General features: G+C 33.9%; 22 protein-coding genes. 5 read left to right on the forward strand and 17 right to left on the reverse strand.

Annotation, left to right across the window (positions count from 1 at the left end; genetic code table 11):
- Positions 1-7 precede the first annotated feature (7 nt).
- Genes KFE69_00225 through thiS form a run of 4 tightly spaced genes read right to left on the reverse strand, consistent with a single transcriptional unit; the run spans position 8 to position 3,387 of the window.
- Positions 8-1,057, reverse strand: coding sequence for a hypothetical protein (locus KFE69_00225; protein UTW42610.1), 1,050 nt, complete (start codon positions 1,055-1,057; stop codon positions 8-10).
- A complete protein-coding gene (locus KFE69_00230) occupies positions 1,054-2,097 on the reverse strand; it encodes a YcaO-like family protein (GenBank protein UTW42611.1) in 1,044 nt (347 codons plus the stop codon). Before KFE69_00230 ends, KFE69_00225 begins: the two co-directional genes overlap by 4 nt.
- Positions 2,084-3,169: a HesA/MoeB/ThiF family protein gene (locus tag KFE69_00235; protein ID UTW42612.1), complete on the reverse strand. Its 1,086-nt coding sequence runs from the start codon at positions 3,167-3,169 to the stop codon at positions 2,084-2,086. Before KFE69_00235 ends, KFE69_00230 begins: the two co-directional genes overlap by 14 nt.
- A gap of 14 nt (positions 3,170-3,183) precedes the next feature.
- Positions 3,184-3,387: a sulfur carrier protein ThiS gene (gene thiS, locus KFE69_00240; GenBank protein ID UTW42613.1), complete on the reverse strand. Its 204-nt coding sequence runs from the start codon at positions 3,385-3,387 to the stop codon at positions 3,184-3,186.
- 177 nt (positions 3,388-3,564) lie between these two features.
- On the opposite strand from thiS, the gene dacB reads away from it, so the two are divergent.
- The 3 genes from dacB (at position 3,565) to KFE69_00255 (ending at position 6,610) form a co-directional block, all read left to right on the forward strand.
- On the forward strand, positions 3,565-4,995 hold the full coding sequence (dacB, locus tag KFE69_00245; GenBank protein ID UTW42614.1) for a D-alanyl-D-alanine carboxypeptidase/D-alanyl-D-alanine-endopeptidase: 1,431 nt from the start codon (positions 3,565-3,567) through the stop codon (positions 4,993-4,995).
- A 72-nt stretch (positions 4,996-5,067) separates the two neighbouring features.
- The gene (locus KFE69_00250; GenBank protein ID UTW42615.1) at positions 5,068-6,003 is read left to right on the forward strand and encodes a Dyp-type peroxidase; all 936 of its coding nucleotides are present in this window, start codon (positions 5,068-5,070) and stop codon (positions 6,001-6,003) included.
- 331 nt (positions 6,004-6,334) lie between these two features.
- On the forward strand, positions 6,335-6,610 hold the full coding sequence (locus tag KFE69_00255) for a hypothetical protein (GenBank protein UTW42616.1): 276 nt from the start codon (positions 6,335-6,337) through the stop codon (positions 6,608-6,610).
- Between the two features lie 2 nt (positions 6,611-6,612).
- On the opposite strand, the gene KFE69_00260 is transcribed toward KFE69_00255, so the two are convergent.
- The 12 genes from KFE69_00260 to KFE69_00315 form a co-directional block, all read right to left on the reverse strand.
- Entirely contained in the window at positions 6,613-7,500 is an 888-nt protein-coding gene (locus KFE69_00260) for a hypothetical protein (GenBank protein ID UTW42617.1), read from the reverse strand.
- A 264-nt stretch (positions 7,501-7,764) separates the two neighbouring features.
- Positions 7,765-8,766, reverse strand: coding sequence for an ATP-binding cassette domain-containing protein (locus KFE69_00265; protein UTW42618.1), 1,002 nt, complete (start codon positions 8,764-8,766; stop codon positions 7,765-7,767).
- A 15-nt stretch (positions 8,767-8,781) separates the two neighbouring features.
- Positions 8,782-9,747 carry an ATP-binding cassette domain-containing protein gene (locus KFE69_00270; protein ID UTW42619.1) on the reverse strand — a complete coding sequence of 322 codons (966 nt, stop codon included), beginning with the start codon at positions 9,745-9,747 and terminating at the stop codon, positions 8,782-8,784.
- Positions 9,748-9,761: 14 nt separating this feature from the next.
- Positions 9,762-10,697, reverse strand: coding sequence for an ABC transporter permease subunit (locus tag KFE69_00275; protein ID UTW42620.1), 936 nt, complete (start codon positions 10,695-10,697; stop codon positions 9,762-9,764).
- 11 nt (positions 10,698-10,708) lie between these two features.
- Complete coding sequence (locus tag KFE69_00280; protein UTW42621.1) at positions 10,709-11,647, reverse strand: ABC transporter permease subunit; 939 nt, start codon at positions 11,645-11,647, stop codon at positions 10,709-10,711.
- 73 nt (positions 11,648-11,720) lie between these two features.
- Positions 11,721-13,430, reverse strand: a complete 1,710-nt coding sequence (locus KFE69_00285) for a peptide ABC transporter substrate-binding protein (GenBank protein ID UTW42622.1) — start codon at positions 13,428-13,430, stop codon at positions 11,721-11,723.
- A gap of 140 nt (positions 13,431-13,570) precedes the next feature.
- Positions 13,571-14,743, reverse strand: a complete 1,173-nt coding sequence (locus tag KFE69_00290) for a mechanosensitive ion channel family protein (protein ID UTW42623.1) — start codon at positions 14,741-14,743, stop codon at positions 13,571-13,573.
- Between the two features lie 78 nt (positions 14,744-14,821).
- Positions 14,822-15,349 carry a hypothetical protein gene (locus KFE69_00295; protein ID UTW42624.1) on the reverse strand — a complete coding sequence of 176 codons (528 nt, stop codon included), beginning with the start codon at positions 15,347-15,349 and terminating at the stop codon, positions 14,822-14,824.
- 213 nt (positions 15,350-15,562) lie between these two features.
- Entirely contained in the window at positions 15,563-16,252 is a 690-nt protein-coding gene (locus KFE69_00300; GenBank protein UTW42625.1) for a hypothetical protein, read from the reverse strand.
- 122 nt (positions 16,253-16,374) lie between these two features.
- Positions 16,375-17,295 (reverse strand): beta-N-acetylhexosaminidase, encoded by a 921-nt coding sequence (nagZ, locus tag KFE69_00305; GenBank protein ID UTW42626.1) that lies wholly within the window; start codon positions 17,293-17,295, stop codon positions 16,375-16,377.
- Between the two features lie 33 nt (positions 17,296-17,328).
- Positions 17,329-18,087 (reverse strand): helix-turn-helix domain-containing protein, encoded by a 759-nt coding sequence (locus KFE69_00310; GenBank protein ID UTW42627.1) that lies wholly within the window; start codon positions 18,085-18,087, stop codon positions 17,329-17,331.
- Positions 18,088-18,179: 92 nt separating this feature from the next.
- A complete protein-coding gene (locus KFE69_00315) occupies positions 18,180-19,052 on the reverse strand; it encodes a LysR family transcriptional regulator (GenBank protein ID UTW42628.1) in 873 nt (290 codons plus the stop codon).
- Between the two features lie 114 nt (positions 19,053-19,166).
- Between KFE69_00315 and KFE69_00320 the strand changes: the two genes are divergently transcribed.
- A complete protein-coding gene (locus KFE69_00320; protein UTW42629.1) occupies positions 19,167-20,504 on the forward strand; it encodes an MFS transporter in 1,338 nt (445 codons plus the stop codon).
- Here the strand turns inward: KFE69_00320 and KFE69_00325 are convergent.
- A complete protein-coding gene (locus KFE69_00325) occupies positions 20,495-21,163 on the reverse strand; it encodes a hypothetical protein (GenBank protein ID UTW42630.1) in 669 nt (222 codons plus the stop codon). The genes KFE69_00320 and KFE69_00325 overlap by 10 nt on opposite strands.
- 30 nt (positions 21,164-21,193) lie before the next feature.
- Between KFE69_00325 and KFE69_00330 the strand changes: the two genes are divergently transcribed.
- Positions 21,194-21,757, forward strand: coding sequence for a 3-hydroxylacyl-ACP dehydratase (locus tag KFE69_00330; GenBank protein ID UTW42631.1), 564 nt, complete (start codon positions 21,194-21,196; stop codon positions 21,755-21,757).
- Positions 21,758-21,760: the final 3 nt, after the last annotated feature.

The raw sequence follows: 21,760 nt of genomic DNA on the forward strand, positions 1-21,760 counted from the left end.
CTAAAATTTAACTTAAGATGCGTTTAAGTAAAAAATAATCTTTAAATGTTTGCTCAATAACACTAAAGTCAAGTTGCTTTTTTTGACACCATAATTTAAATTCCTCTCCTTGTTGTAAATGATTGATTAACCTAAAACGCTCTAGGCTTTGCTTAAATCCAGTAGCTGTTAATTGCAGATCTTTATCTAAGATTAAATGATATGCTAGGCTTATTAGCGGTTTCTCTAAGTGTGTTAATTTCATTAACTCATCGATGCGCTTGTTATCTTGATGCTCTACTCGATCAGATTTAGCTTGGTTATTGGTTAAACTTTCTTTTAATTGACTAAATTCATCTTTCTGACTCACATCACTAATTAAACGCTTTAGAAAAAGACTATGAGGCAGATAAAAATCTTTATTTGCATGTCTCGATAAAAGAGCGCTTAAATTTTTTAGGCAATCAAAGGCATCTGTATATTTAATATCAACATAATTTGTTTTGATAAGATTAAATAATGGTGGGTCAAATAATGTTTCTAATGCTTGCCAAGTTCTTCTTTTATAAAAGACTGCTTGTATCTGTTTAAAACAATCATAGGCTGTCTGTGGCGTAATCTTTTTTTGTTTCTTCAAGCGCTCAAATAAATAGCGAAAATTAATTAAAGGCAGTGTTGCGAGCGTTTGCTTTTCAGTTTTGTAGTAATGAAGTGCAACTTCACTGTCATCATCTGTTAGCTTATTTTTATACGCATTATAAATATAGCCACAACCAATCATGCCAAAACTATCTAATTCACTAGCGCGTAATGCACCCATCGAGGCACAACCAACCACAGTAACACCTTGCTTAATTGCCCATAAAATCTCTTTATGCCAGATAGCGCGAGTAAAGTTAAAATAGCCATCGATAATAATAGCAATCTGATAACCCTGTGAAACTGCAGAAATTAAGCTTCCAGCTTTAATGGCACAATCGATAAAGGCATTCGGTAGAAGCTTAGTAATGGTATTTTTATCAATGCTTGTCTCTGCATAAATAATGATTTTTTTATTGATTAAGTTTGATGTATTCATAAGGCTAATAAATCATGTTTTATTAAAATCGACTTTAAAAAACACAGTGACTGTTGATGATAAATATAAACTAAAGCATCAAAACCATTTGTTTGTAGCATTGATTTTAAATGTTTTAAAATTGTATCAACCGAATCAAAAGATTCACTGGCAATTTCACTATAATTAATTGTTTTTGTGGCATTTGCTAATTGCTGTTGATTTACTGCCTGATAAGCAAACGCATCAATATCATCTCTTGAGCCTGCAATTAGGGTTAATTTAGCTTGAATGGCTTCAGTTAGTGCACGATTTAAAGCGATGTGCTTATCGAAATGACAGCCATAGCCAGAAAAAATAATCTGATTTTCATGCGTGCTTCTATGCTTAAAAAAGCAGCCAAAGGTATGACTATTAAATTCAGATTGATAATAACGGATTTGTATTTGATGATCTTTTGAAAGTAATTGATAGGTTGGGTGATCAATATCAATATTAACGACTTGGTAATCGCTTGTAATACTATCGCGCTCGATGCATTCAAACAAACTATGCACTAACGCTTCTTCTTTAGTATTACCCGATGCAAGGCCTGTGGTATCACTACCTTGTAGTAAAATAGCCTTATCTGTCGTATCGATTGATAAGAATTCCATCGGTATATAATAGCGTTTATGATTCAATAAAGATTCAACCTGACACCATTGATAGTTTTGTTTTCGACTGTAAATAATCTGTTTTGATAAGGTATTTGGGTTAATAAATAATGGATTATGTTCGTAAGGCTTATTAAGTATATCCGCTTGAATGTTTTCAGCAAAATACACTTCAAGTGATTCCATATAGGCGCTTATTTTAGCTTCACTCTCACTTAAACCCTTACCTTGGCTAACCGTTAATGAAGAAGCTAATGGGCGAATGGCGCAAAATACGGGTAAATTCATTTCATCTAAATGACTAATATTCGCTAGACGTGTAATTTGTGCATCATCTAAATAAGATTCTATTCGCTTTAAAGTCTCTAAGGGTGTGACGCTGCGTAGTGAATTAGCCAATCGCATCTTGATGATCCAAGTGCTGTTGATTGTAATAATCGATACCGCCAGTGAAATTATAAACTGCTTCAAAGCCGTTTGCTTGAAAGTAATAACAGGCTTCTTTACTGCGAATACCTGCTTTACAGATAAAAATAATTGGCTTTTGTTTTAAGTGTTCAAACGATGTAATAATCGATGTATCGGTTAATAAAATTTTTAATGGAATATCAATTGTCTCGACATTTAAGGGTTCCATAACTAACTCCCAAGGCTCTCGAACATCTACAATAATCGCATCATCGATCATATGATTGATTGCTTTGATTGGGGCTGGCTTTTTATTTGTTTTAATCATTTGGTAAGTTTTTAAGCAACAGGCAGGACAATTTGGATTGCCTTGAAAAGAAATTTTTTGCCAGTGAAGTGTTTTAGCATGATATAAATGTAAGTGATTGCTTGATTGGCCAAATTGACTGGTATCTATAAGATAATTTACCGCCAATTGAGCGGCAGTGGTACCAATAACACCAACAGTTACACCGAGGACACCGGCATCTGAACAGTTGGGGATTTGATCGCTTGGCGGTGGGTTAGGATAAAGACAACGATAGCAATTATTATGGCCATTAAATAATGCAACTTGACCTTGCGTTTGTAAGATACTGGCACTGATAAATGGTTTTTCAAGCTGACAACACACATCATTAATTAAATAGCGGGTGGTAAAATTATCACTGCCATCAATGATAAGATCATATTGTTTGAATAACTCAATTGCATGTGAATAATTTAATTTTAAATCAAATGCCTGAATATCAATTGTTGAATTTAATTGACTTAATTGATCTTTTGCTGTGTCTACTTTAGCTTGACCAATCTGATTTTCACGATAGAGAACTTGACGTTGTAGATTAGATATCTCGATGCGATCAAAGTCAACTAAGCCAAGTTTTCCAATGCCAGATGCAGCAAGATATAAGGCGACAGGTGCACCAATACCACCACAACCAATGATTAAAACAGAAGCATCTTCTAGTTTTTGTTGGCCATTGATGCCAATCACTGGGAAATGGCGTTGATAGCGTTGATAATCCATTTTAAAGCCTCCTTCTAGCCACCTTGTAATGGTGTAACTAGATTTAATTGATCACCATCTTTAAGCTTAATGCTATGGTATTGCTCTGGATAAAGTACAATTTCATTAAGGGAAATTAAGCCATAACCAATATCAATTTTCTTGTCATTTAAATAATCAGAAACAGAACAAGGTGTTTTTACTGCAGAGATTACTCCGTTATAAGTAATTTCAATCATCGCTTTAAAACCCTAAGTTTAATATCCATTTAAAATTTCACTGAATCATACGTGTTATTTTGACCGAACTCAAGATAGATGACTTATCATTAGGTTTGAAGCTTGTTATTTATCAGATGAATTTGCTATGCTAAATGACATAAACTGTATTTAATCAAATCACATAGGGATTACGTTTTGAAATTAGGAAGGCTATCTATTTATCTATGCACTGCAATTATTTTATTTTTTGTTTCATCTGAAGTTTTTGCCGTTAGCCAATCATTTTTAGAAAATAAAATTCAACAACAGGTCAAAAAATACAAGCTTGAAAATATCCATCTAGGTATTCAAGTAGAACGGACTAAATCGGGTAAAGTACTCTATTCGCATCATAGTGATCGAAGCTTTATTCCAGCAAGTAATAATAAGATTTTTACTGCAATTGCAACATTATTTAATCTACCGGCTTCATTTAGATATAAAACACAAATCTACGCAGATCCATCTAAAATTAATAAGGGTAATTATTCTGGTAATCTATATATTAAATTCTCAGGTGATCCATCATTAACATCATCGCGTTTAATTGCCTTAATTGAAGGGATAAAAAAACGTGGCATTCAACGTATTTCAGGTAATGTTTATATTATTGCTAATGATTTTAGTGGGCCATATTATCCGATTGGTTGGGGGCATACCGATATGACTTATTGTTATGCACCACCGGTTTCAACGGTTAATTTAAATCGTAATTGCTTTGTTATTGCACTAATTAAAGATGGTGATAAAACGACGGTTAAACGCATTACCAATACACAGTTTATGAAAATTGATAATTCAACGTGGTTGGCAAGTTATAAGCAATTGAAAAAATGTCAGTTTAATCCGATTATTGGTGTTGATAATCAGGTTGATTTAAAGGGTTGCTTGCCCAATCAAGCCGAATGGCAGTTTAGCTTTGCAGTAAAAAATCCAGCTTTAAAAATGAAAGAAGTGTTACCTTCATTGATTAAAAAAGCAGGTATTTCATTTACAGGTAATGTCTATTTTGGCTCTTTAGCACAAGGCTTAACCTTATTAGCTCAAACGCAATCCGATAGCCGTAATGATTTACTCGAGCGAGTATTATTTCATTCAGATAACTTATATGCTGAGACTCTAGCGAGAAGTGTAGGCTTAAAACGACTAGGTAAAGGTACGATTAAAGCTGGTACAACAGCGATTCGTGCAACCTTAGAAGATAAATTAAACGTTAATACCAAAGCATTACAGTTAGAAGATGGTTCAGGCTTATCGGTATTAGATTTAACATCACCTGAATTTATGGTTGATGTATTAACCAAAGCCTATTATTCATCAATTGGTAAAACATTGTATAATTTACTACCGACATCTGGCAAAACAGGCACTATTACTTATCGGATGAATAAAAATGGTATGCTTGGGCGTGTTCATGCAAAAACAGGCACACTTGATGGTAGTTCTACGTTATCAGGTTATGTACTAACAAAAAACAATCGTCGTTTGACATTTTCAATTATGATTAATGGTCTTAAAGAAGATCAACGTAGTAAATCAAGACAATTACAAGATCAAATTGTTAAACTATTTTATCAGTACCTTTAGACTACATTTACAAAAGAAAATCGACTATGATAGGGTTATGGTTTTTATAACAGATCAAATGGCAGTTTTAGTATGAACAATCAACAACACTATCAAATTGGTATTACTGAAAATTTAAGTCAATCAGCATATTATTTATTATTTTCCTTAGTAGATGAGTCAATGCTTTCTCAAGCAGTTGAGGTATTAGCTGAGGAAATTGATGGACAATCGGTTATTTTAGGCCTAGGTGAGGCATTGATGGATAAAAATAATGATGTGTTTTATCATCCTTATAAGGCTAAGGGTAATGCCATTAAGCTTGCACCAGAAGAAAAAGGCTATGATCTTGCATTATGGGTCAAAGCAAATGATTTAGGTGACTTATTCCATCGGGTAAATAATTTAATTCAGCAATTAGCGCCTGCTTTTGAAGTCAAAGATATTGTCCAAGGCATTACGCATCATTTCTATGAAAAAGATGGTGATATGATCAATCATGGCCTAGATGAGTTTGAAGATGGCACAGAAAATCCACAAGGTAATGATATTACCTTAACTGCTATTGCCGATCATGGTGCAAGTTATTGGAGTTTACAAAAGTGGCAACATGATTTTAGTAAACTTAATCGCATGCAACGCAATGAAAAAGAACGCCTAATCGGTAGAAGTCTTGAAGATAACCATGAGTTTGATGATAATGAACCGCAGGCTCATGTTAAACGCACAGGCCAAGAGAGTTTTGAGCCAGAAGCATTTCTTTGGCGTCGTTCGATGCCATGGATAGAACAATCAAATCAAACACTAATCGGTGGTTTAATGTTTTCATCGTTTGCCGCTTCATTTTATCCATTTGATGCGCAATTTAATCGTATGGTCGGCAATGAAGATGATATCATTGATGGTGTGTTTAAATTTTCAAAAGTATGCTATAGCGCATTTTTTTATTGTCCACCGATGAAAGATAATCAAGTTGATTTATCTTGTTTATTGGCATTTCAAGTCAATGAAGTGGCTAAAGAATCATAAATCATAAAAAATAGATTTCAGTATTAGCATAGATTTATTTAATTAAGCAACCTACAATAATCAATGTCAATTTAATGCTTTAATTAAGAAGCAAAGCGTTATATAATGTGTTTTTCTTGTGAGTAACCGTAGGGGTGTCGAGTGAATCGATATTGGGAGCTCAAAGTCGTACGCACTTATTGAGTTACAAAAAATCAATAGGTGCGTAGGGCGTTAGCAAATACTATTACTTCATTTGTATTACAGTGGAAATATATTTTTACTTTAAATAATCAGGCTTATATTTTATAGTACTTACCCTTATTACAACCTCCTCAAGGAAAGGAAAGCTATGAGATCATATACTAAAGGTGTTGATATAACAGAAGCAAATTTTAATCAACAAAAGCCTAAGTCACCCCATAACGAGATACAAGATGAAAATCGTTTTCATATTCTAAAAAGAATAGATGAAGGCGGTAAGCCTAAATATGAGAAGAGTTATTCATTAAAGCAATCTTTTAAAGATGAGTTAGCACAAACAAGTATGCTTTTTTATACACAAGGTCAAAGGCAGAATCAACAAGACTTAGTAGCAGATGTTGATACATCATTACCTAGTAGATAGAATTAAAGGTCTAATTGACTATGATTGTGAGTGTCAGCCCTATCAGTTGCTTGCTGTTGAAATAAAACGAGTCCATATTGACGATCGAATTCACTTTGTGAACGTTCTTTTAGCGCCATTGCTTGATCTATTTTTAATGATTCATTGTATTGTTTTGCTAATTTAGTTTCCAATTCAAGGTTAGGCTCTACTTGAACTTTTGGTATATTAAGCGTTAGCGTTAGTGGATTTTGTTGATGTAGCATTTCAAAGACATGCGGCACTTTGGGCACAATGCGCGTATTGGTATGCTTATAATCCATATGCTGAATTGTATGTGGATCACTAAATACTAAGCCAGCTTTAGCACCATCTGGGAAATCAGCTACTTTTTCATTAAGCATAAATAATCTATTATAGGCATTGACATCGTGTTGATTGACTTTTTCTAATAAGTCTAAAAGTTCTTGTTTGTTGAAAACTTCAGCATTATCTATGCAATGTTTTAAGTTATAATGCGTATTGCCATGGCCTGCAACATTACTTTGTAAAATAACAGCATCATCGCCTTTAAATAAAATAGCAAATGCATGGTTGTTACCGAGAGAAACACTTAAAATGTGATTAGTTAAATCAGCGGTATTTAAATCTTCTAATGCATTTGGCTTATCCACGGCACCAGTATTGAAATTTTTTCCTGTAAATGAATTAAACACATAGTTAGCCGTATCTCCACAACTAAAGTCACCATTGAGTGTTTGATCAATATATTGCTGTTCTAAGTCTTGATCTAAGTTCATTGCCTTAATATTTTGAATCAATTCATCGATATTTGTACCGTAAAGTCCAAAATAGTTTTGATTATTTGCTAAAGTGGAAACTGATTGTTGGATAAATGTTTGTAGTGTCATTGTTTGCAACCCTTATTTGTTTGATTATTTTAAGAATAATAATTAAATGAAAGCAGTATGTGAACTGTCTGATGAAACATAGTTTAGTTAATTTAAGTTAATTATAAATATTTATATATTTGATTATTAACATCTTAGTGATTTGCTATCTGGGCATTATTGGGTGAATAAAATGTAATATAAATAGTTTATTTTTTTATACTCATTAAATAAAATCTCAATTTGTGTATAAATAACAAACAAAAATAGTATTAAATGCATCGTTTAAGTATGAATACAAGCACTTAGATTATGTTGGACTTGTGTTAAAGGTGGAATCATTTTTGCACATTGATCGGATGCACAAGGGCAACGCGTCCTAAAGACACAACCTGAAGGTGGATTAACAGGAGAAGGTAAGTCACCTTCTAAGATTTGAATTTTTTTATTTCTCTCTAACTTTGGATCTGGTATAGGAACTGCTGATAATAAGGCTTTGGTATATGGGTGTTGTGGCTGTTCACAGAGTATTTTAGCTTGAGAAAGTTCCATAATACGCCCTAGATACATCACCACAATACGATCAGAAATATGTTTTACTACACTTAGATTATGCGCAACAAAGATGATCGTTAGCTTAAGCTCTTTTTGCAGTTGTCTTAATAAATTAACAACTTGGGCTTGAATTGAGACATCTAAGGCTGAAACTGGTTCATCACAGAGAAGAATTTTTGGTTTTAAAATAAGCGCTCTTGCTATACCTACGCGTTGGCATTGGCCACCGGAGAATTGATGTGGATAGCGGTTAATAAAACTTGCTGATAGACCAACTAAGCGCATCATCTCTTCTACTAATTGTTTGCGTTTTTCAGATGACAATTGCGGTTGGTGTACTTTTAATGGTTCCGCAATAATATTACCGATTGTCATTCTTGGGTTTAATGATGCAAATGGGTCTTGAAAGATCATTTGAATATCACAACGGATTTGCTGCCATCTAGGGTCAAAAGCTTTATATTGTGCAAGATTATGGCTTTTATAAATAATTTCACCATCAGTTGCTGGTGCATTTAAACCAATTAATGCGCGTAACAGTGTTGATTTACCGCAACCAGACTCACCGACAAGACCAAGCGTTTCGCCCTCAAATACATCAAATGAAACACCGTTGACAGCTTTAACATATCTTTTAGTTTGCCAGGGTAAGCGACGTTTTAAGGGAAAGTAGACTTTCAAGTTATCAATAGATAGAATCGACTTTTTTTGTTGAAGTTTAATATCAGTCATTAAAATATACTCCTTTTAAAGGCGCACAAAGCAGGCAGCTTGATGGCTTGGGTCATTCGTATGTGCTAATTGAGGTCGATTAACTAAGCAGCCATTATTAGCGTAGTCACAGCGAGGGGCAAAAGGACAGCCTTTTGGTAGATTGGATAAATCAGGTGGCTCGCCCATAATTGCATGTAATTGATTTTGTTGGCTATCAACACGCGGTGTGGCCTTCATTAAACCTTCGGTATAAGGGTGCTTATGTGATTGAAATAATTGATGTAGGTTGCCTGATTCTACAACTGAACCTGCATACATAACCATCACACGATCACAAATACCTGCAACAACACCAATATCATGGGTAATAAAAATTGTTGCCATGGCAAACTCTTTTTGTAACTGACGTAATAAGTCAAGAATTTGTGCCTGAACTGTAACATCTAATGCTGTGGTTGGTTCATCAGCAATGAGTAATTTAGGCTTACATAATAATGTCATAGCAATCATGACACGTTGGCGCATGCCACCTGAGAACTCATGTGGGTAAAGCTTAATTCTATTTTTTGCATCAGGGATGTGGACGGCATCTAACATATCAATGGATGCTTTAAATGCTGCTTTTTTAGATAAACCTTTATGTAGTGTTAAGACTTCTGTTAACTGGCTTTCAATGGTTAAATAAGGATTTAAAGAACTCATTGGGTCTTGAAAAATCATCGCAATTTCATTACCGCGAATTTGATTTAATGTTTTATGCGGTAGGTTAATTAACTCTTTTTGATTAAATAAAATAGAACCACTAACTTTAGCATTATTTGCTAAAATACCCATAATCGCTAATACAGTTTGGCTTTTACCAGATCCAGATTCTCCAACAATGCCGAGTGTCTCGCCCTTATTTAGCTGAAAATTCATATGATTAACTGCACAGATTAAGCCATCATGCGTCTGAAAATGGACATTTAAATTCTTTATGTTTAAGAGTGCTTCAGTCATATTGATTCCTTATTTTAGCGATGTTCGCGAGGGTCAAGTGCATCACGCATACCATTACCGACAAAATTAAAGCAAAGTAATGTTAGTGTTAAAAAAATCGATGGAATGACTAATTGCCACCAATAGTTAAATGGCATGGTTAAGACACCATCGCTGATTAGACCACCCCAGTCTGTCATTGGAGGCTGAATACCTAAGCCTAAAAAACTTAAAAAAGTAGCAGTCATAATCACAAGTGGTACGGTTAAAGTAATATAAACTGCAACAATACCGATTAAATTTCTAACGATATGGCGAAAAACGATTGTACGTTGACTGACGCCACAGACATAGGCTGCCTCAATAAACTCTTTACTTTTTAAGCTTAAAGTCTGCCCACGTACAACACGCGCCATATCTAGCCATGAAACTGCACCAATGGCGATAAAGACTAAGATAAAGTTGCGGCCAAATAATGTGATTAATAAAATAGCGAAAAATAGAAAAGGTAGGCCATATAAAATATCGACAATACGCATCATAATATGATCGGTTAAACCACCTAAAAAGCCTGCTAATGCGCCATAAATGGTGCCGATGATCACACTGACAACCGTTGCAATAAGGCCGACTTCTAGGGTAATACGTCCACCAATCATCACTCGAGTAAATAAATCTCTGCCTAAGGTATCGGTGCCAAAAATATGCTCAATAGAAGGTGCAAGACTAATTTGACTTAGATTCTGATCAGCATAATGATAAGGTGAAAACCAAGGAGTGATAATGACGGTTAAAGTCATTAAAAATAAGATAACTAGACTTGTCATCGCAACCTTATTGGCTTTAAAGCGAATCCAAGCATCATAATAAAGACTACGTCCTTTGGTTTGTTCATTGGTGTGATTTTCTGTAACTTTCAGTAAGAAGTCACTACGTTTTTTCTTTTGATTTAAGGTATAACTTTCAGTCATAAGTTGTCTCTTTAGTATTTAATTTTTGGATCTAAGAAGCTGTAGATAATATCAACAACGAGATTAAATAAAATAACCAAACCACTGTAAATCACCGTTAAAGCTAAGACTAAGTTATAGTCACGATTAGTAGCACCTTGGACCATTTGTACACCAATGCCTGGGATGGTATAGACTTGTTCGATAATCACAGAACCAGTTAAAATGCCAGCAGTTGCTGGACCTAAAAATGAAACAACTGGCATAATGGCTGACTTTAAGGCATGTTTGAAAATAATTTTATTTGTTGGCAAGCCCTTTGCTTTTGCCGTACGAATAAAAGGTGAATGTAAGGTTTCAATAAGGCTTGATCGCATAATCTGGGCGATAATTGATGCATAAGGTATGGCTAAAATAACAATCGGTAAAATCATTTGATGCCAGTTACCCCAACCATTGGCAGGTAATAGATGATAGTTTACTGCAAAAATTAAAACGGCTAAAGGTGCAGTAACAACAACAGGTGTTGAGATAAATAAAATAGCAATTGCACTGATTGCATTATCGATCCAATTAAACTTAGTTTTACGTGCGAGCGCTGAGAAAATACCTAATAGTGAGCCTACAAGCATAGCAATGAGAAGACTAAAAAAGCCTAATTGTGCAGAGACCCAAAAACCACCTTGATGGCTGTCAGGAAAAATCATATCACTGATTTGCATACCTTGATTTTTATAGGACATGCCTAAATCACCATGAAATAAATCTTTTAGATAAATCAAGAATTGTTGATACAGTGGTAGATCTAAATGATATTGGTGCATTAATGTTTTTAATATCTCAGGGGGTAATGCGCGATCAGTAGCAAATGGATTACCAGGTGTTAATCTCACCATTAAAAAGGCAATTAATATAACAACAAACAAAGTGGGTATGGCGCCAATAAAACGCCGTAGAGCATAAGTTAACATAAGATTCTCCTAGTATATGTAGATACTGCTTGAATTGGTTTCATCATTTAGAAAGTATTAGAAAATAAATAATTTAAGCGTCAGTGGCTGTCGTATTTACTTGATTATGCGCGCTCTTTTGAGGCTCGATTGGTTGGATGCGAAATGATAACCATTTATCATAAAGATGATCTAAGTGATTTGATTCCATATCATAGCCAACGACATAAGGTTTGACTAAGTGGGCGATCTGATCAGAGACTAATGGAATAATATTATAGTCATTCATCGCAACGTATTGTGATTCTCTGTAAAATTGCTGACGCTGTTTTGCATTGGCTGCTAATTGCGCTTGTTTAACAAGCTTGTCATATTTTAAATTACAATAACCTGAGTTATTTTGTGGGTTGTTACACATCCACATTGTGGCAAAATTATCGATGGTATTAAAATCAGCAACCCAAGAATCACGTGCAGTGCCTTGGTAATCTTTATTTTGACGGGTGTATAAAAAGACCTTCCATTCAGAATTTTCAATTGATGTTTCAACACCTAAATATTTATGCCACATGGCAGCTAAAGTCTCAGCGACTTTACGATTTTTATCTGCTGTATTATAAACATAAGAGATTTCTAATGGATGTGTTTTAGAGTAGCCTGCCTCTTTATAAAGTTCTTTTGCTAATTTAAGGCGTTTTTGCATCGGCCAAGTACTCCATGTATAGCTTATATCGCTGTAGATCCCATTGTCAATTTCAGGTGGGAAAAAAGCATATAAGGGTTGTTGGCCTTGCTTTAATACTTTTTCAGCTAAAAGTTTACGATTAATGGCAAGACTTAATGCTTTGCGTAATTTAAGATTATCTTTAAATGGTGGTTTGGTCATATTAAAATCAACATAAGTCATACTAAGCCAAGGGGTAGAATGTAGTTGATGACCATATTCAATCTTAGTTCTATGATAACCATCAACTGGAATATATTGGGTAAAATCGATATTACCTGCTGCATAGGCGCTTAATGCTGATGTTTCGCTGACAATCGGTAGAAATTTAACTTTTGCAATTTGTACTTGTTGGGCATCCCAGTAGTGTGGGTTTTTCTCAACTAAAATATGTCCGTTAACCACCCATGATTTTAGGCGATAGGCGCCATTAGAGACTAAGCGTCCTTGTTGGAAAGCACCTTCACCGTATTGCTCAACACTTGGTTTATAGACAGGATAGGCAACAGGATCTGCCATAATACCTAAGAAATAGTAACTAGGGTCGTTTAAGGTAATTTCTATTGTATGTGGATTTAATGCTTTAACGCCCAGAGATTCCTTAGGTTTTTTACCTGCCATAATCTCATTTGCATTAACAATGACCCCTAATTTATACGCCATAGGTGATGCTGTATTTGGATTGACAGCACGTTGTAGTGCATAAACAAAATCATTGGCAGTTACAGGTTGGTTATTTGACCACTGGGCATCATCACGTAAATAAAAGGTATATACTTTACCATCGTTTGAGACAGTCCATGATTGAGCAACACCTGGAGCTGGTGTATTTTTTTGTGTCTCTGAGACTAAGCCTTCAAATAAGTCATATAAAATCGCAGATGATGTCGTTGTTTGTGCTTTATGCGGATCTAAAGATTCAGGTTCAGCACCATTTGCACGCACAAAGGTATCCTTACCCTTTGGTGCATATTTAGAATCGGTATTTTTATCAACACTATGATTATTTGAACAGGCCGAAAGTGATAAAATCGCACCTGCTAATAATGTAATAATCGCACCTTTTGTCATTCCTTTCATGTAATCTCCCTGACTTAATCTCTCATGTAACTAAAGGATGGCTTAGATACCGAACTTATCAAATTTTTAAATTCAATACTAGCGTATTACTTCATATTGCATAAGATTTAATCATTATTGAGAGAGTCAATATGTTATATTTAATTAGTGATAGCTTGACCAGATAGAGCTTCTAAAGCAGGTGCAGGAATATCTAATGTTGTCGTAGAGAAGGCAATTTCAGCGTCATGAGATTCAATAATTTGGCCAATTTTAAGCATAACTTTATCTTGAATATTTTGAAAACGCACCCAGTTGGTTGTTTTAGTAAAGGTATAAACCATAAAATTAATACTGCTTGAGCCATAGCAGCCTTCAATGGAAGAACCTGTATTGGTATTACCGTTGATTAAGTTGACTAAAGTTGTACACGTTTGATCAATTTCAGGCGCTTCTTTAAGCATAGCTCTAACTGCATTCATAATGATTTCAACTCGGTGAAAATCACAATAACGCACACCAATATATTGTAAGATACGGCGATTACTCATTCTGGATGCATTGACAACTGCAGCAGATAAAAATAATACATTAGGAACATAGATTAAGCGTTTATCAAATGCACGTATTTTGGTTAAACGCCAGCCGATATTTTCAACAGTACCTTCAATTTTTCCATCGGTTGTATAGATCCAATCACCAATGGAAAAAGGGCGATCAAGATAAATACTAAAGCCGCCTAAAAAGTTTTCGATGGCATTTTTATTGGCAAAAGCAATTACCCCAGTACCAACTGTACCGAGTGTTAAAATACCAGTAATAGGAATACTTAATGTTGCCATTAAGGTTAAGACTGTAGCAATAATAATTAGAATTTGTGCAAATTTATAAATCGTTTCAATCACACTAAAATCACTATAACCACCATCAGTTCGAGTTACTTTTTTACGGCCAAATTTGCGAGCATGCTTAATAAAACGAAAGGCAGTCCAAGTGCAACAAAGAATAATACCCACTTGTAATGCTTTTGTAGAAAAAGTTGCAATACTTTCTGAAAAATTAAGCCAGCTGTTGATCATATCAAGAATAATCCACAGACCAATAAGCCACATGATAACTCGCAAGGGTTTATTAATAGAGAAATAAAAATAACCTATCCAGTCAGGTTTATCGTATTCAAGATCAAGACGCTTATCGAATTTACGTAAGATTAAGCGAATGCTTAGATTAACGATAATTACTAATATAAGGACAATTGCAACACTAATTAAATAATATAAATCTTTGTGTTCAGTAGAAAAGTTATCAATATACGTTGAAATTTGCTCAAACATAAATTTTCCTAAAGTTCAATGCTATGGCAGATATTCTAACGGTTTTTGCTTTTTTTTTAAACAACTTGTTTTTAATCATTAGAAGGTATTATCTTCAGAAGAAGATAGTGTTGTCTCTTTTGAACTATCATCGCTATCAGATAATAGTTGTTCTGATTTTTCATTAAATAATAGTTGTGGTTGACTCATAAGATCTTGTTTGGGAATTTGATCTGCATATCCTTGTCCAAATGTTAGGTTCTCAAAGTTGTGGCCAAGTTTTTCACAATAATAAAAAGCGAGTGACTTAAAATCCTTAAGTGTTAAGTTTCGGTTGAACTTATAGTGTGAATGAAAATTGTATTGTCCTCTCATTTTTAGATGGATAGCTGAATGCAATGTTTCATGTTCAGCATCTTCCCGAGCAATACGCTTGATTTCTTTTAAATCATTAATCTGACCATCTGGAAGTGTAGGAAAATTATCAAATAAGTTACACACGGTAATAACATTTGGTGCACCTTTTTCAATATGTATCGAAAAACCATCACAACGGTAGTGTAATTCATCAAATTCTTCAAAGTTAATACCATTATCTATAATCGCGATTGGTTTATCTTTTGGCATAGCAATTACCTTTTAGAAGCTGTGTATCTTATTTATATAATACACAGTATAATCAGATGTAATTTCAAAAAAAGTGAATGACTGAAATGTGAAATTGTTTTTTTAAAAGATTTTTAGTATTTAAAATAATAAGTTATTAGAGGCGTTTTATGTAATTTAAAAACTTAATTAGCTTTCGTGAAAAAGTTATCTAAGCCAACTTAATGTTTGTCTTTACATATTCTTTACTGGAGAAGAGTTTGGATACAATTTTTTATAAAGAATATTCATAGGGTTAGTACCATATACTTTCAATGAAGCTCCTGTAGTTGCAGACCATACTTTGTTTTCTGACAAATGACATGCAGAACTTCCTGTTGTACCTATTAAATAAGAAGTAGCTTGATTGACTGGGCAAACACAGTTAGCTACTTGCCTGTTTTTTTCATTAATATTAATTGTTTTAACCGTACATCTAACTCCATAACAATTAGCCCATGGATGTGGTTTAGTATACTTACACTGATGATTTGCTGATTGAGAAAAATTTGTAATATTAGCCATTGAATAATTAGATTGTACAGATTGTAAATTACCTTTTTCATCCATCGTTGGTTTAGCTGAAGTATATGAAGTTGGAGAGAGGGAGAGTGATTTCCATCCATTCGGATAATTTTCTAATTCACACTTACAATTAGCAAATTTTCCATCATTAGTTAGTGTACAAAGGGCTTTAGAGCATAATGCGTAGGGCATATTTGTAATAGCATATACAGCTGGTGCATTACCATTTTTAATAGATAGTACACACTGATTTATATTATTTATGCCAACTAGTTTACAGTTTATTTCTACATTATTGCCAGCAGCATAACTAACGTTCAAACCTATGAAAATGAATAATATTAACAATTTTTGTTTCATTTTCCTCTCCATTTAATAGTTTAATGATATACAATAAATAGCGTAGTATAAAAAGGCTCTTTGACAAGCTATGCCATATAAATTAATTTAAAGTTTTATATTTGTAAGTTGTGTTTGTGAATTTATTCACGGAACCTAGCTAGATGACTATCAACCATATCAAAGTCATTGCCAATGATAGCGATATCACAGCCACAAGCAATTGAAGTTTCAATACAATTAAATCGTCCTTTCGCTGCATTAATGGCTGCTTGCATGCCTAGATCGTCAGAAAAAATTAAGCCTTTGAAGTTTAATTGCCCACGTAAATAAGTTTGAAGCCAGTGTTTTGAAAAAGAAGCAATTTGAGTATCAATTTTTGGTAGTAGAATATGTGAGGCCATAATTGGGGTATTGGTCTGTTCAATATGATAGAAATAGGGCTTTAGATCATAAGCTTCGATTGTTTTTAAGTCTCTTAAATCGCTAACTGTTTCTTTGTGCGTATCAAGTGTTACTGAACCATGACCTGGGAAGTGCTTAATCACAGGAATAATGCCAACTTCAAGCATGGTATTAATATAGTATTTTGATAATTCAGTGACAATATCCGCTTGATCAGAAAATGCACGTTCACCAATCACTTGACTATCTTTATGATATAAATCAACAACAGGTGCAAAGGATAGATCAATATCACACTGCTGTAACTCAGTAGCCATCATCTTTGCATGATTAATGATTTGTTCAATGGTTTTTTGAGGATTTTTTGAGTAATGTTTGCCAATTGAATATAATGAAGGCAAATTACTAAAACCATCACCTTTTAAGCGTTGTACACGGCCACCTTCCTGGTCGATGCCAATAATAAGTTCTGGCTTTAGTTGGTGAATATGATTACATAATTTCATTATTTGTGATTTAGAAATAAAATTACGTGCAAATAAAATTACACCACCGACTTTAGTATGTAATAAACGCCTTTGATCATCTGGGCTTAATGTAGTTGACTCAATACCAATCATCAAAGGTCCAGAAAAATGTAAATGATTTAAGTCAATCATCAAATAACCTTATTTTATATAAATAGCTAAAAACTAGTTTGATAGTGATGAATTATCAATGGCCGTTTGCATGGCCTTATTCCAATTTTCATTATTGGTTGAGTTATTTAGGCTGCTATTTGGTGAGGTTGTTGTTATATCCGGTGTCTCTTTTTGAGCTGTTATTTCAGTTGTTTGATGCTCTATGGAGTTTGTGGTAACTGGTTGTGGAATATTGGTAGCTTCTGGCATTTGAGCCTGATGATCATTAGCAGTTTGTGTTGTAGCTATTGTATCTTGATTATTAGATTTTTGTATTAAACTAACTTGATTAGTTTGGCTGGTAGCTATTTGATTTGTCGCAGATGTTGGCGTGGAATTTGCGGGCTTTAATTGATTATCATCTGTTTGTGCTAGTTGATTGTGCGTATTTACTTGCGTAACCTTATGCGTGTTCTCTTGAGAATTAAGTAAAATATTTTTTTTAATTAAAACGAGGACATTATAAATTAACAGTGCAATAACAATAATAATGGCTAGGCGAATAATATAATCAAAGGCTGTTAAGTTAAGGCGGCTTTTACTTTTTATCGGTAATTCATAGCTTGGCAGTTCTTTTAAACCTAAAAATTCACCATAGCGTGTGATATACGCTTCAATCGTATGGGTTGGGATATCTAAAAGCTCGATTTCTCCTGTTTCTATAATATGTAATGTACTTTCAGAAATACCGGTTTTAGAAGCAACAAATGCTAGCGATATATCCTTATTTTCTCTCGTCTTTTTTAATAAGGAATAAACCTGTGACGACATAGATTAACCTTATCCATTGTGTTAATGATTAGGATTTAAAGTATAAAAAGACTCAAAGCGTAAGGCAAGTAAATAGTTAGTTTTGCATTTGATCAATTTGAAAATAAAAAGAATTCAATAAATTTTTGTACCTTTGGTTGGATATAGCGGTATTTAGGATAGTGGTAGTAGATATGTTCATTGGTTCTTTGATAAGGTTCAAGTACACTAATTAACTGTTTACTTTCAACAAACTCACCAATCATATAGATAGGTAATTGGATCATACCAATACCAGCAAGTGCACAGTCAATCATAGCACTGACGCTATTAATATATAAATAAGGCGTAAGATTAATATGGTAGCCTTTTTTAAATTTAATGGGTTCACAAGCACGACTACTATGACAAAGTATATGATGTTCTTTTAAGTCTTCTAGTGTTTTAGGGATTGCACGCTTACTAAAATATTCTTCTGATGCACATAAAAGATAGTCAGTTCTACCCATACTACGTTGAATAATAATATCTGAATCTGGCACAGGTAGTGAAAAGCCAATCGAAATATCGACTTGCTCTTTTTCAAAATCAGGAATTTTTTCACTGGTATCGATGGTCAAGTTTAATTTTGGGTATTGTTGAAGAAAGGATTTTAATTTAGGAAAGATCAATCGTTTGGCAAAATAGCTAAAGACAACAATATGTAGTCTACCTTGTGGTTCTTTATAGAACTGTTGGCAAATTGTTCTTGTATTGTCTAACTCTTTTTTAAGTCGTTGTGCTTGTTGGAGTAAGATTTCTCCTTGGGCTGTTAGCGTTAGTCTATAACTGGCACGTGAAAATAGATCGACTTTTAATTCAGTTTCTAGCCTTTTAATTTGTTTACTTAAGGATGCTTTACTTAAGTTTAAGATATTAGCAGCTTCAGTTAGGCTTTTGGCTTCTGCAACAACGATAAATAATTCAAAACGATCTAAATCAGACATCTAACTTGTTAACTAAAATGAAACATATGTTGCTTATTTTAGCTATATATTTCAAAAATGGAAATATTATATACTAACTACAAATAATAATAATAAATTTATAGGGGATGTTTCATGAAAAAAAGTAGCTTAAGTATCATTTGTTTAGGATTTTTTATGGTTGTTATGGATGTGACAATCGTTAATGTAGCACTGCCTAGTATTAAAGCTGCATTAAATACTTCAATGATGGGCCTAGAATGGGTAGTTGATGGTTATACATTAACTTTTGCAGCCTTTTTATTAGTTTCGGGCTTTTTAGGTGGTCAATATAACACGAAACGTGTGTTTCAATTTGGTATTATACTATTTAGCCTATCCTCTTTAGGCTGTGGCTTATCAAATTCTATTAGTCAGTTAGTACTATTAAGAGTCTTACAGGGTATAGGGGCCGCTTTTGTATTACCTAATTCACTAAATTTGATTAATCAATTATCAACGGATGAATTACAAAGAACGAAATTAATTGGTATTTGGGCAGCAATTGGTGGCATTGCAGCAGCTGTAGGTCCTATTGTTGGTGGTCTATTAACTGAATTAATGAGCTGGCGTAGTGTCTTTTTAGTCAATGTGCCGCTTGGTTTAATCTGTATTATTTACATTGAAAAAACGATACCAACAATCATTTTATCATCTAAGCGCTTAAATATTGATGTAATCGGTCAGATATTAGGTATTTTAAGCATTGCAGCATTGGCTTTTGCCTTAATTAGTGTTAGCGATTGTGGTTGGGTATCTGCTCAGTCTGTGATTCATTTTGCTTTATTTATTTTATTATTAATTGCCTTTATTTATAGCCAACTTAAAGTACCCTCTCCCATGCTTCCTATCCACCTTTTTAAATCAAAACACTTTTCAATTGCAGTGTTGGTTGGTCTTATTATGAATATTGCTTTTTATGGTGAATTATTTATTTTACCTTTGTATTTTCATCAACAGATGGGACTATCAATCGCTAAGACAGGCTTTGCTATGATCCCTTTAATGTTGGTAACAGGCATATCATCCTATTTATCATCTAAATTTATACAGGCTATTGGGGCTAAATTAGTTATGATGATTGGTTTTTTCATCGGGGTGATTGGTTTTATTAGTCTTTTAATGGTGATCGCTTTTCAATTCAGTTATCTATTATTTATATTGCCTTTAGCTTTGATTGGTTTTGGGATGGCATTTATAATGCCTGCAGCAACGGTTGTTATAATTAGCTCTGTTTCTAATCACTATCATGGGGTAGCATCGGGTGCTATTAATATGGCACGCCAAGTGGGTAGTTTAATTGGCGTTGCTATCTTTGGTAGCGTTATTACAAGTATGATTACATTTACTTTCGGTGTCGAAGTCACATTAATGCTTGCATGTGGTTTGTTTATGCTAGGATTAATTATTAGTTTGTTAGTTGATCAATGCTGAATGCTTCGTAACGACCCATACTGATAAACAACTTCTAATTTATCTGAGCGTGACATCATGCCAGGGTTGGTACCTTTTTTCCCTTCGGGGATGGGTTTATTAATTGAGTTAAAATAATTAACCCAGGCAGGTAGTGTTTGACCATTGTGCTTAAAGGTCATGGTATTTTCTTTAAAGATGGGTTTGTTATTATTAGCAATTAAAAAGGCATCATAAATCAACTGGGAACAATAAAATTCATTAAAGTGATTATTCGGATTAAAGTCGCTATTATAAGGTTTATTAAGCCATTTTTTCGCCTGTGTAGTCGCTTTGGCAATCAGCTTGTTATAGGGTGGCTTTAGTCGCATAACAATAACACGGGGTTTGCCAGATGAATCTACGCTTCGATTTAAAAATGCTTGTAGTGATGTTAAATGGACATTTTCCCCAATTGCTTCAATGACATAGGGTGTTTTGCCAGCCTCTATTAACATGGCAACATGAGAGATTTGTGTATTATCAATGCCATAGGTAACATCTGTAATGGCATTACATAGCTTGCCACAGTTTAAATCTTGAAAGTACAAATCACCTACTTTGGGCGTATAAGTAAAACCAATTTGGTAGATAAATAAAAGTAAGCTTAAAAGAATAGTTTTAGATAATTGATTTTTCATCTTATTTGATGCAAGTTACGGTTAATATTCATGCAAATTAATTGTTCTTGCAATGACTGTCAAGCAAAAGAGCAAATGACATCAACACCAATTCGTTTTAGAATAAGCTCAATCGTGATAAACGTTAAGCTAATACTGACCATGCAGATACCTATTGAATCATTGATTCCACATCGAAAGCCTATGTGTTTAATCGATCGCGTTATTCAAGCAGATAGTCAAACAGTTATCTGCCAAAGTGATATCCAAACTGACCATTTATTTTACCGAGATGAAATCAGTGGTGTTGATCACTGGGTAGGTATTGAGATGATGGCACAAGCAAGTGCTGTTTTAGCACGCTTTCAAGAGGGAAGAAATTTAGATGAAAAACCAAGATTAGGTTTTTTATTAAGTATTAGAAACCACAAGGCTTATATTCCCTATTTTACAGCAGGGACATGCTTAACTATAATAGCGTCAAAAATCTATATTGAAGATTCATTAGGCGCTTTTGACTGTCAGATTTTAGTTGGTGAGCAATTAGTTACTAGTGCAAAAATTAATGCCATTGAACCTAATGATCAAATGCTTGATGAAATCATAAAAGGATAATTT

The sequence above is a fragment of the bacterium SCSIO 12844 genome (assembly GCA_024397935.1).
In the GTDB taxonomy this organism is placed as follows: domain Bacteria; phylum Pseudomonadota; class Gammaproteobacteria; order Francisellales; family Francisellaceae; genus M0027.

Coding starts and splice junctions, on each gene's coding strand:
- KFE69_00225 (UTW42610.1), bottom strand. CDS start 1,057: ATGAATACATCAAACTTAATCAATAAAAAAATCATTATTTATGCAGAG.
- KFE69_00230 (UTW42611.1), bottom strand. CDS start 2,097: ATGCGATTGGCTAATTCACTACGCAGCGTCACACCCTTAGAGACTTTA.
- KFE69_00235 (UTW42612.1), bottom strand. CDS start 3,169: ATGGATTATCAACGCTATCAACGCCATTTCCCAGTGATTGGCATCAAT.
- thiS (UTW42613.1), bottom strand. CDS start 3,387: ATGATTGAAATTACTTATAACGGAGTAATCTCTGCAGTAAAAACACCT.
- KFE69_00250 (UTW42615.1), top strand. CDS start 5,068: ATGAACAATCAACAACACTATCAAATTGGTATTACTGAAAATTTAAGT.
- KFE69_00255 (UTW42616.1), top strand. CDS start 6,335: ATGAGATCATATACTAAAGGTGTTGATATAACAGAAGCAAATTTTAAT.
- KFE69_00260 (UTW42617.1), bottom strand. CDS start 7,500: ATGACACTACAAACATTTATCCAACAATCAGTTTCCACTTTAGCAAAT.
- KFE69_00265 (UTW42618.1), bottom strand. CDS start 8,766: ATGACTGATATTAAACTTCAACAAAAAAAGTCGATTCTATCTATTGAT.
- KFE69_00270 (UTW42619.1), bottom strand. CDS start 9,747: ATGACTGAAGCACTCTTAAACATAAAGAATTTAAATGTCCATTTTCAG.
- KFE69_00275 (UTW42620.1), bottom strand. CDS start 10,697: ATGACTGAAAGTTATACCTTAAATCAAAAGAAAAAACGTAGTGACTTC.
- KFE69_00280 (UTW42621.1), bottom strand. CDS start 11,647: ATGTTAACTTATGCTCTACGGCGTTTTATTGGCGCCATACCCACTTTG.
- KFE69_00285 (UTW42622.1), bottom strand. CDS start 13,430: ATGAAAGGAATGACAAAAGGTGCGATTATTACATTATTAGCAGGTGCG.
- KFE69_00290 (UTW42623.1), bottom strand. CDS start 14,743: ATGTTTGAGCAAATTTCAACGTATATTGATAACTTTTCTACTGAACAC.
- KFE69_00295 (UTW42624.1), bottom strand. CDS start 15,349: ATGCCAAAAGATAAACCAATCGCGATTATAGATAATGGTATTAACTTT.
- KFE69_00300 (UTW42625.1), bottom strand. CDS start 16,252: ATGAAACAAAAATTGTTAATATTATTCATTTTCATAGGTTTGAACGTT.
- nagZ (UTW42626.1), bottom strand. CDS start 17,295: ATGATTGACTTAAATCATTTACATTTTTCTGGACCTTTGATGATTGGT.
- KFE69_00310 (UTW42627.1), bottom strand. CDS start 18,087: ATGTCGTCACAGGTTTATTCCTTATTAAAAAAGACGAGAGAAAATAAG.
- KFE69_00315 (UTW42628.1), bottom strand. CDS start 19,052: ATGTCTGATTTAGATCGTTTTGAATTATTTATCGTTGTTGCAGAAGCC.
- KFE69_00320 (UTW42629.1), top strand. CDS start 19,167: ATGAAAAAAAGTAGCTTAAGTATCATTTGTTTAGGATTTTTTATGGTT.
- KFE69_00325 (UTW42630.1), bottom strand. CDS start 21,163: ATGAAAAATCAATTATCTAAAACTATTCTTTTAAGCTTACTTTTATTT.
- KFE69_00330 (UTW42631.1), top strand. CDS start 21,194: ATGCAAATTAATTGTTCTTGCAATGACTGTCAAGCAAAAGAGCAAATG.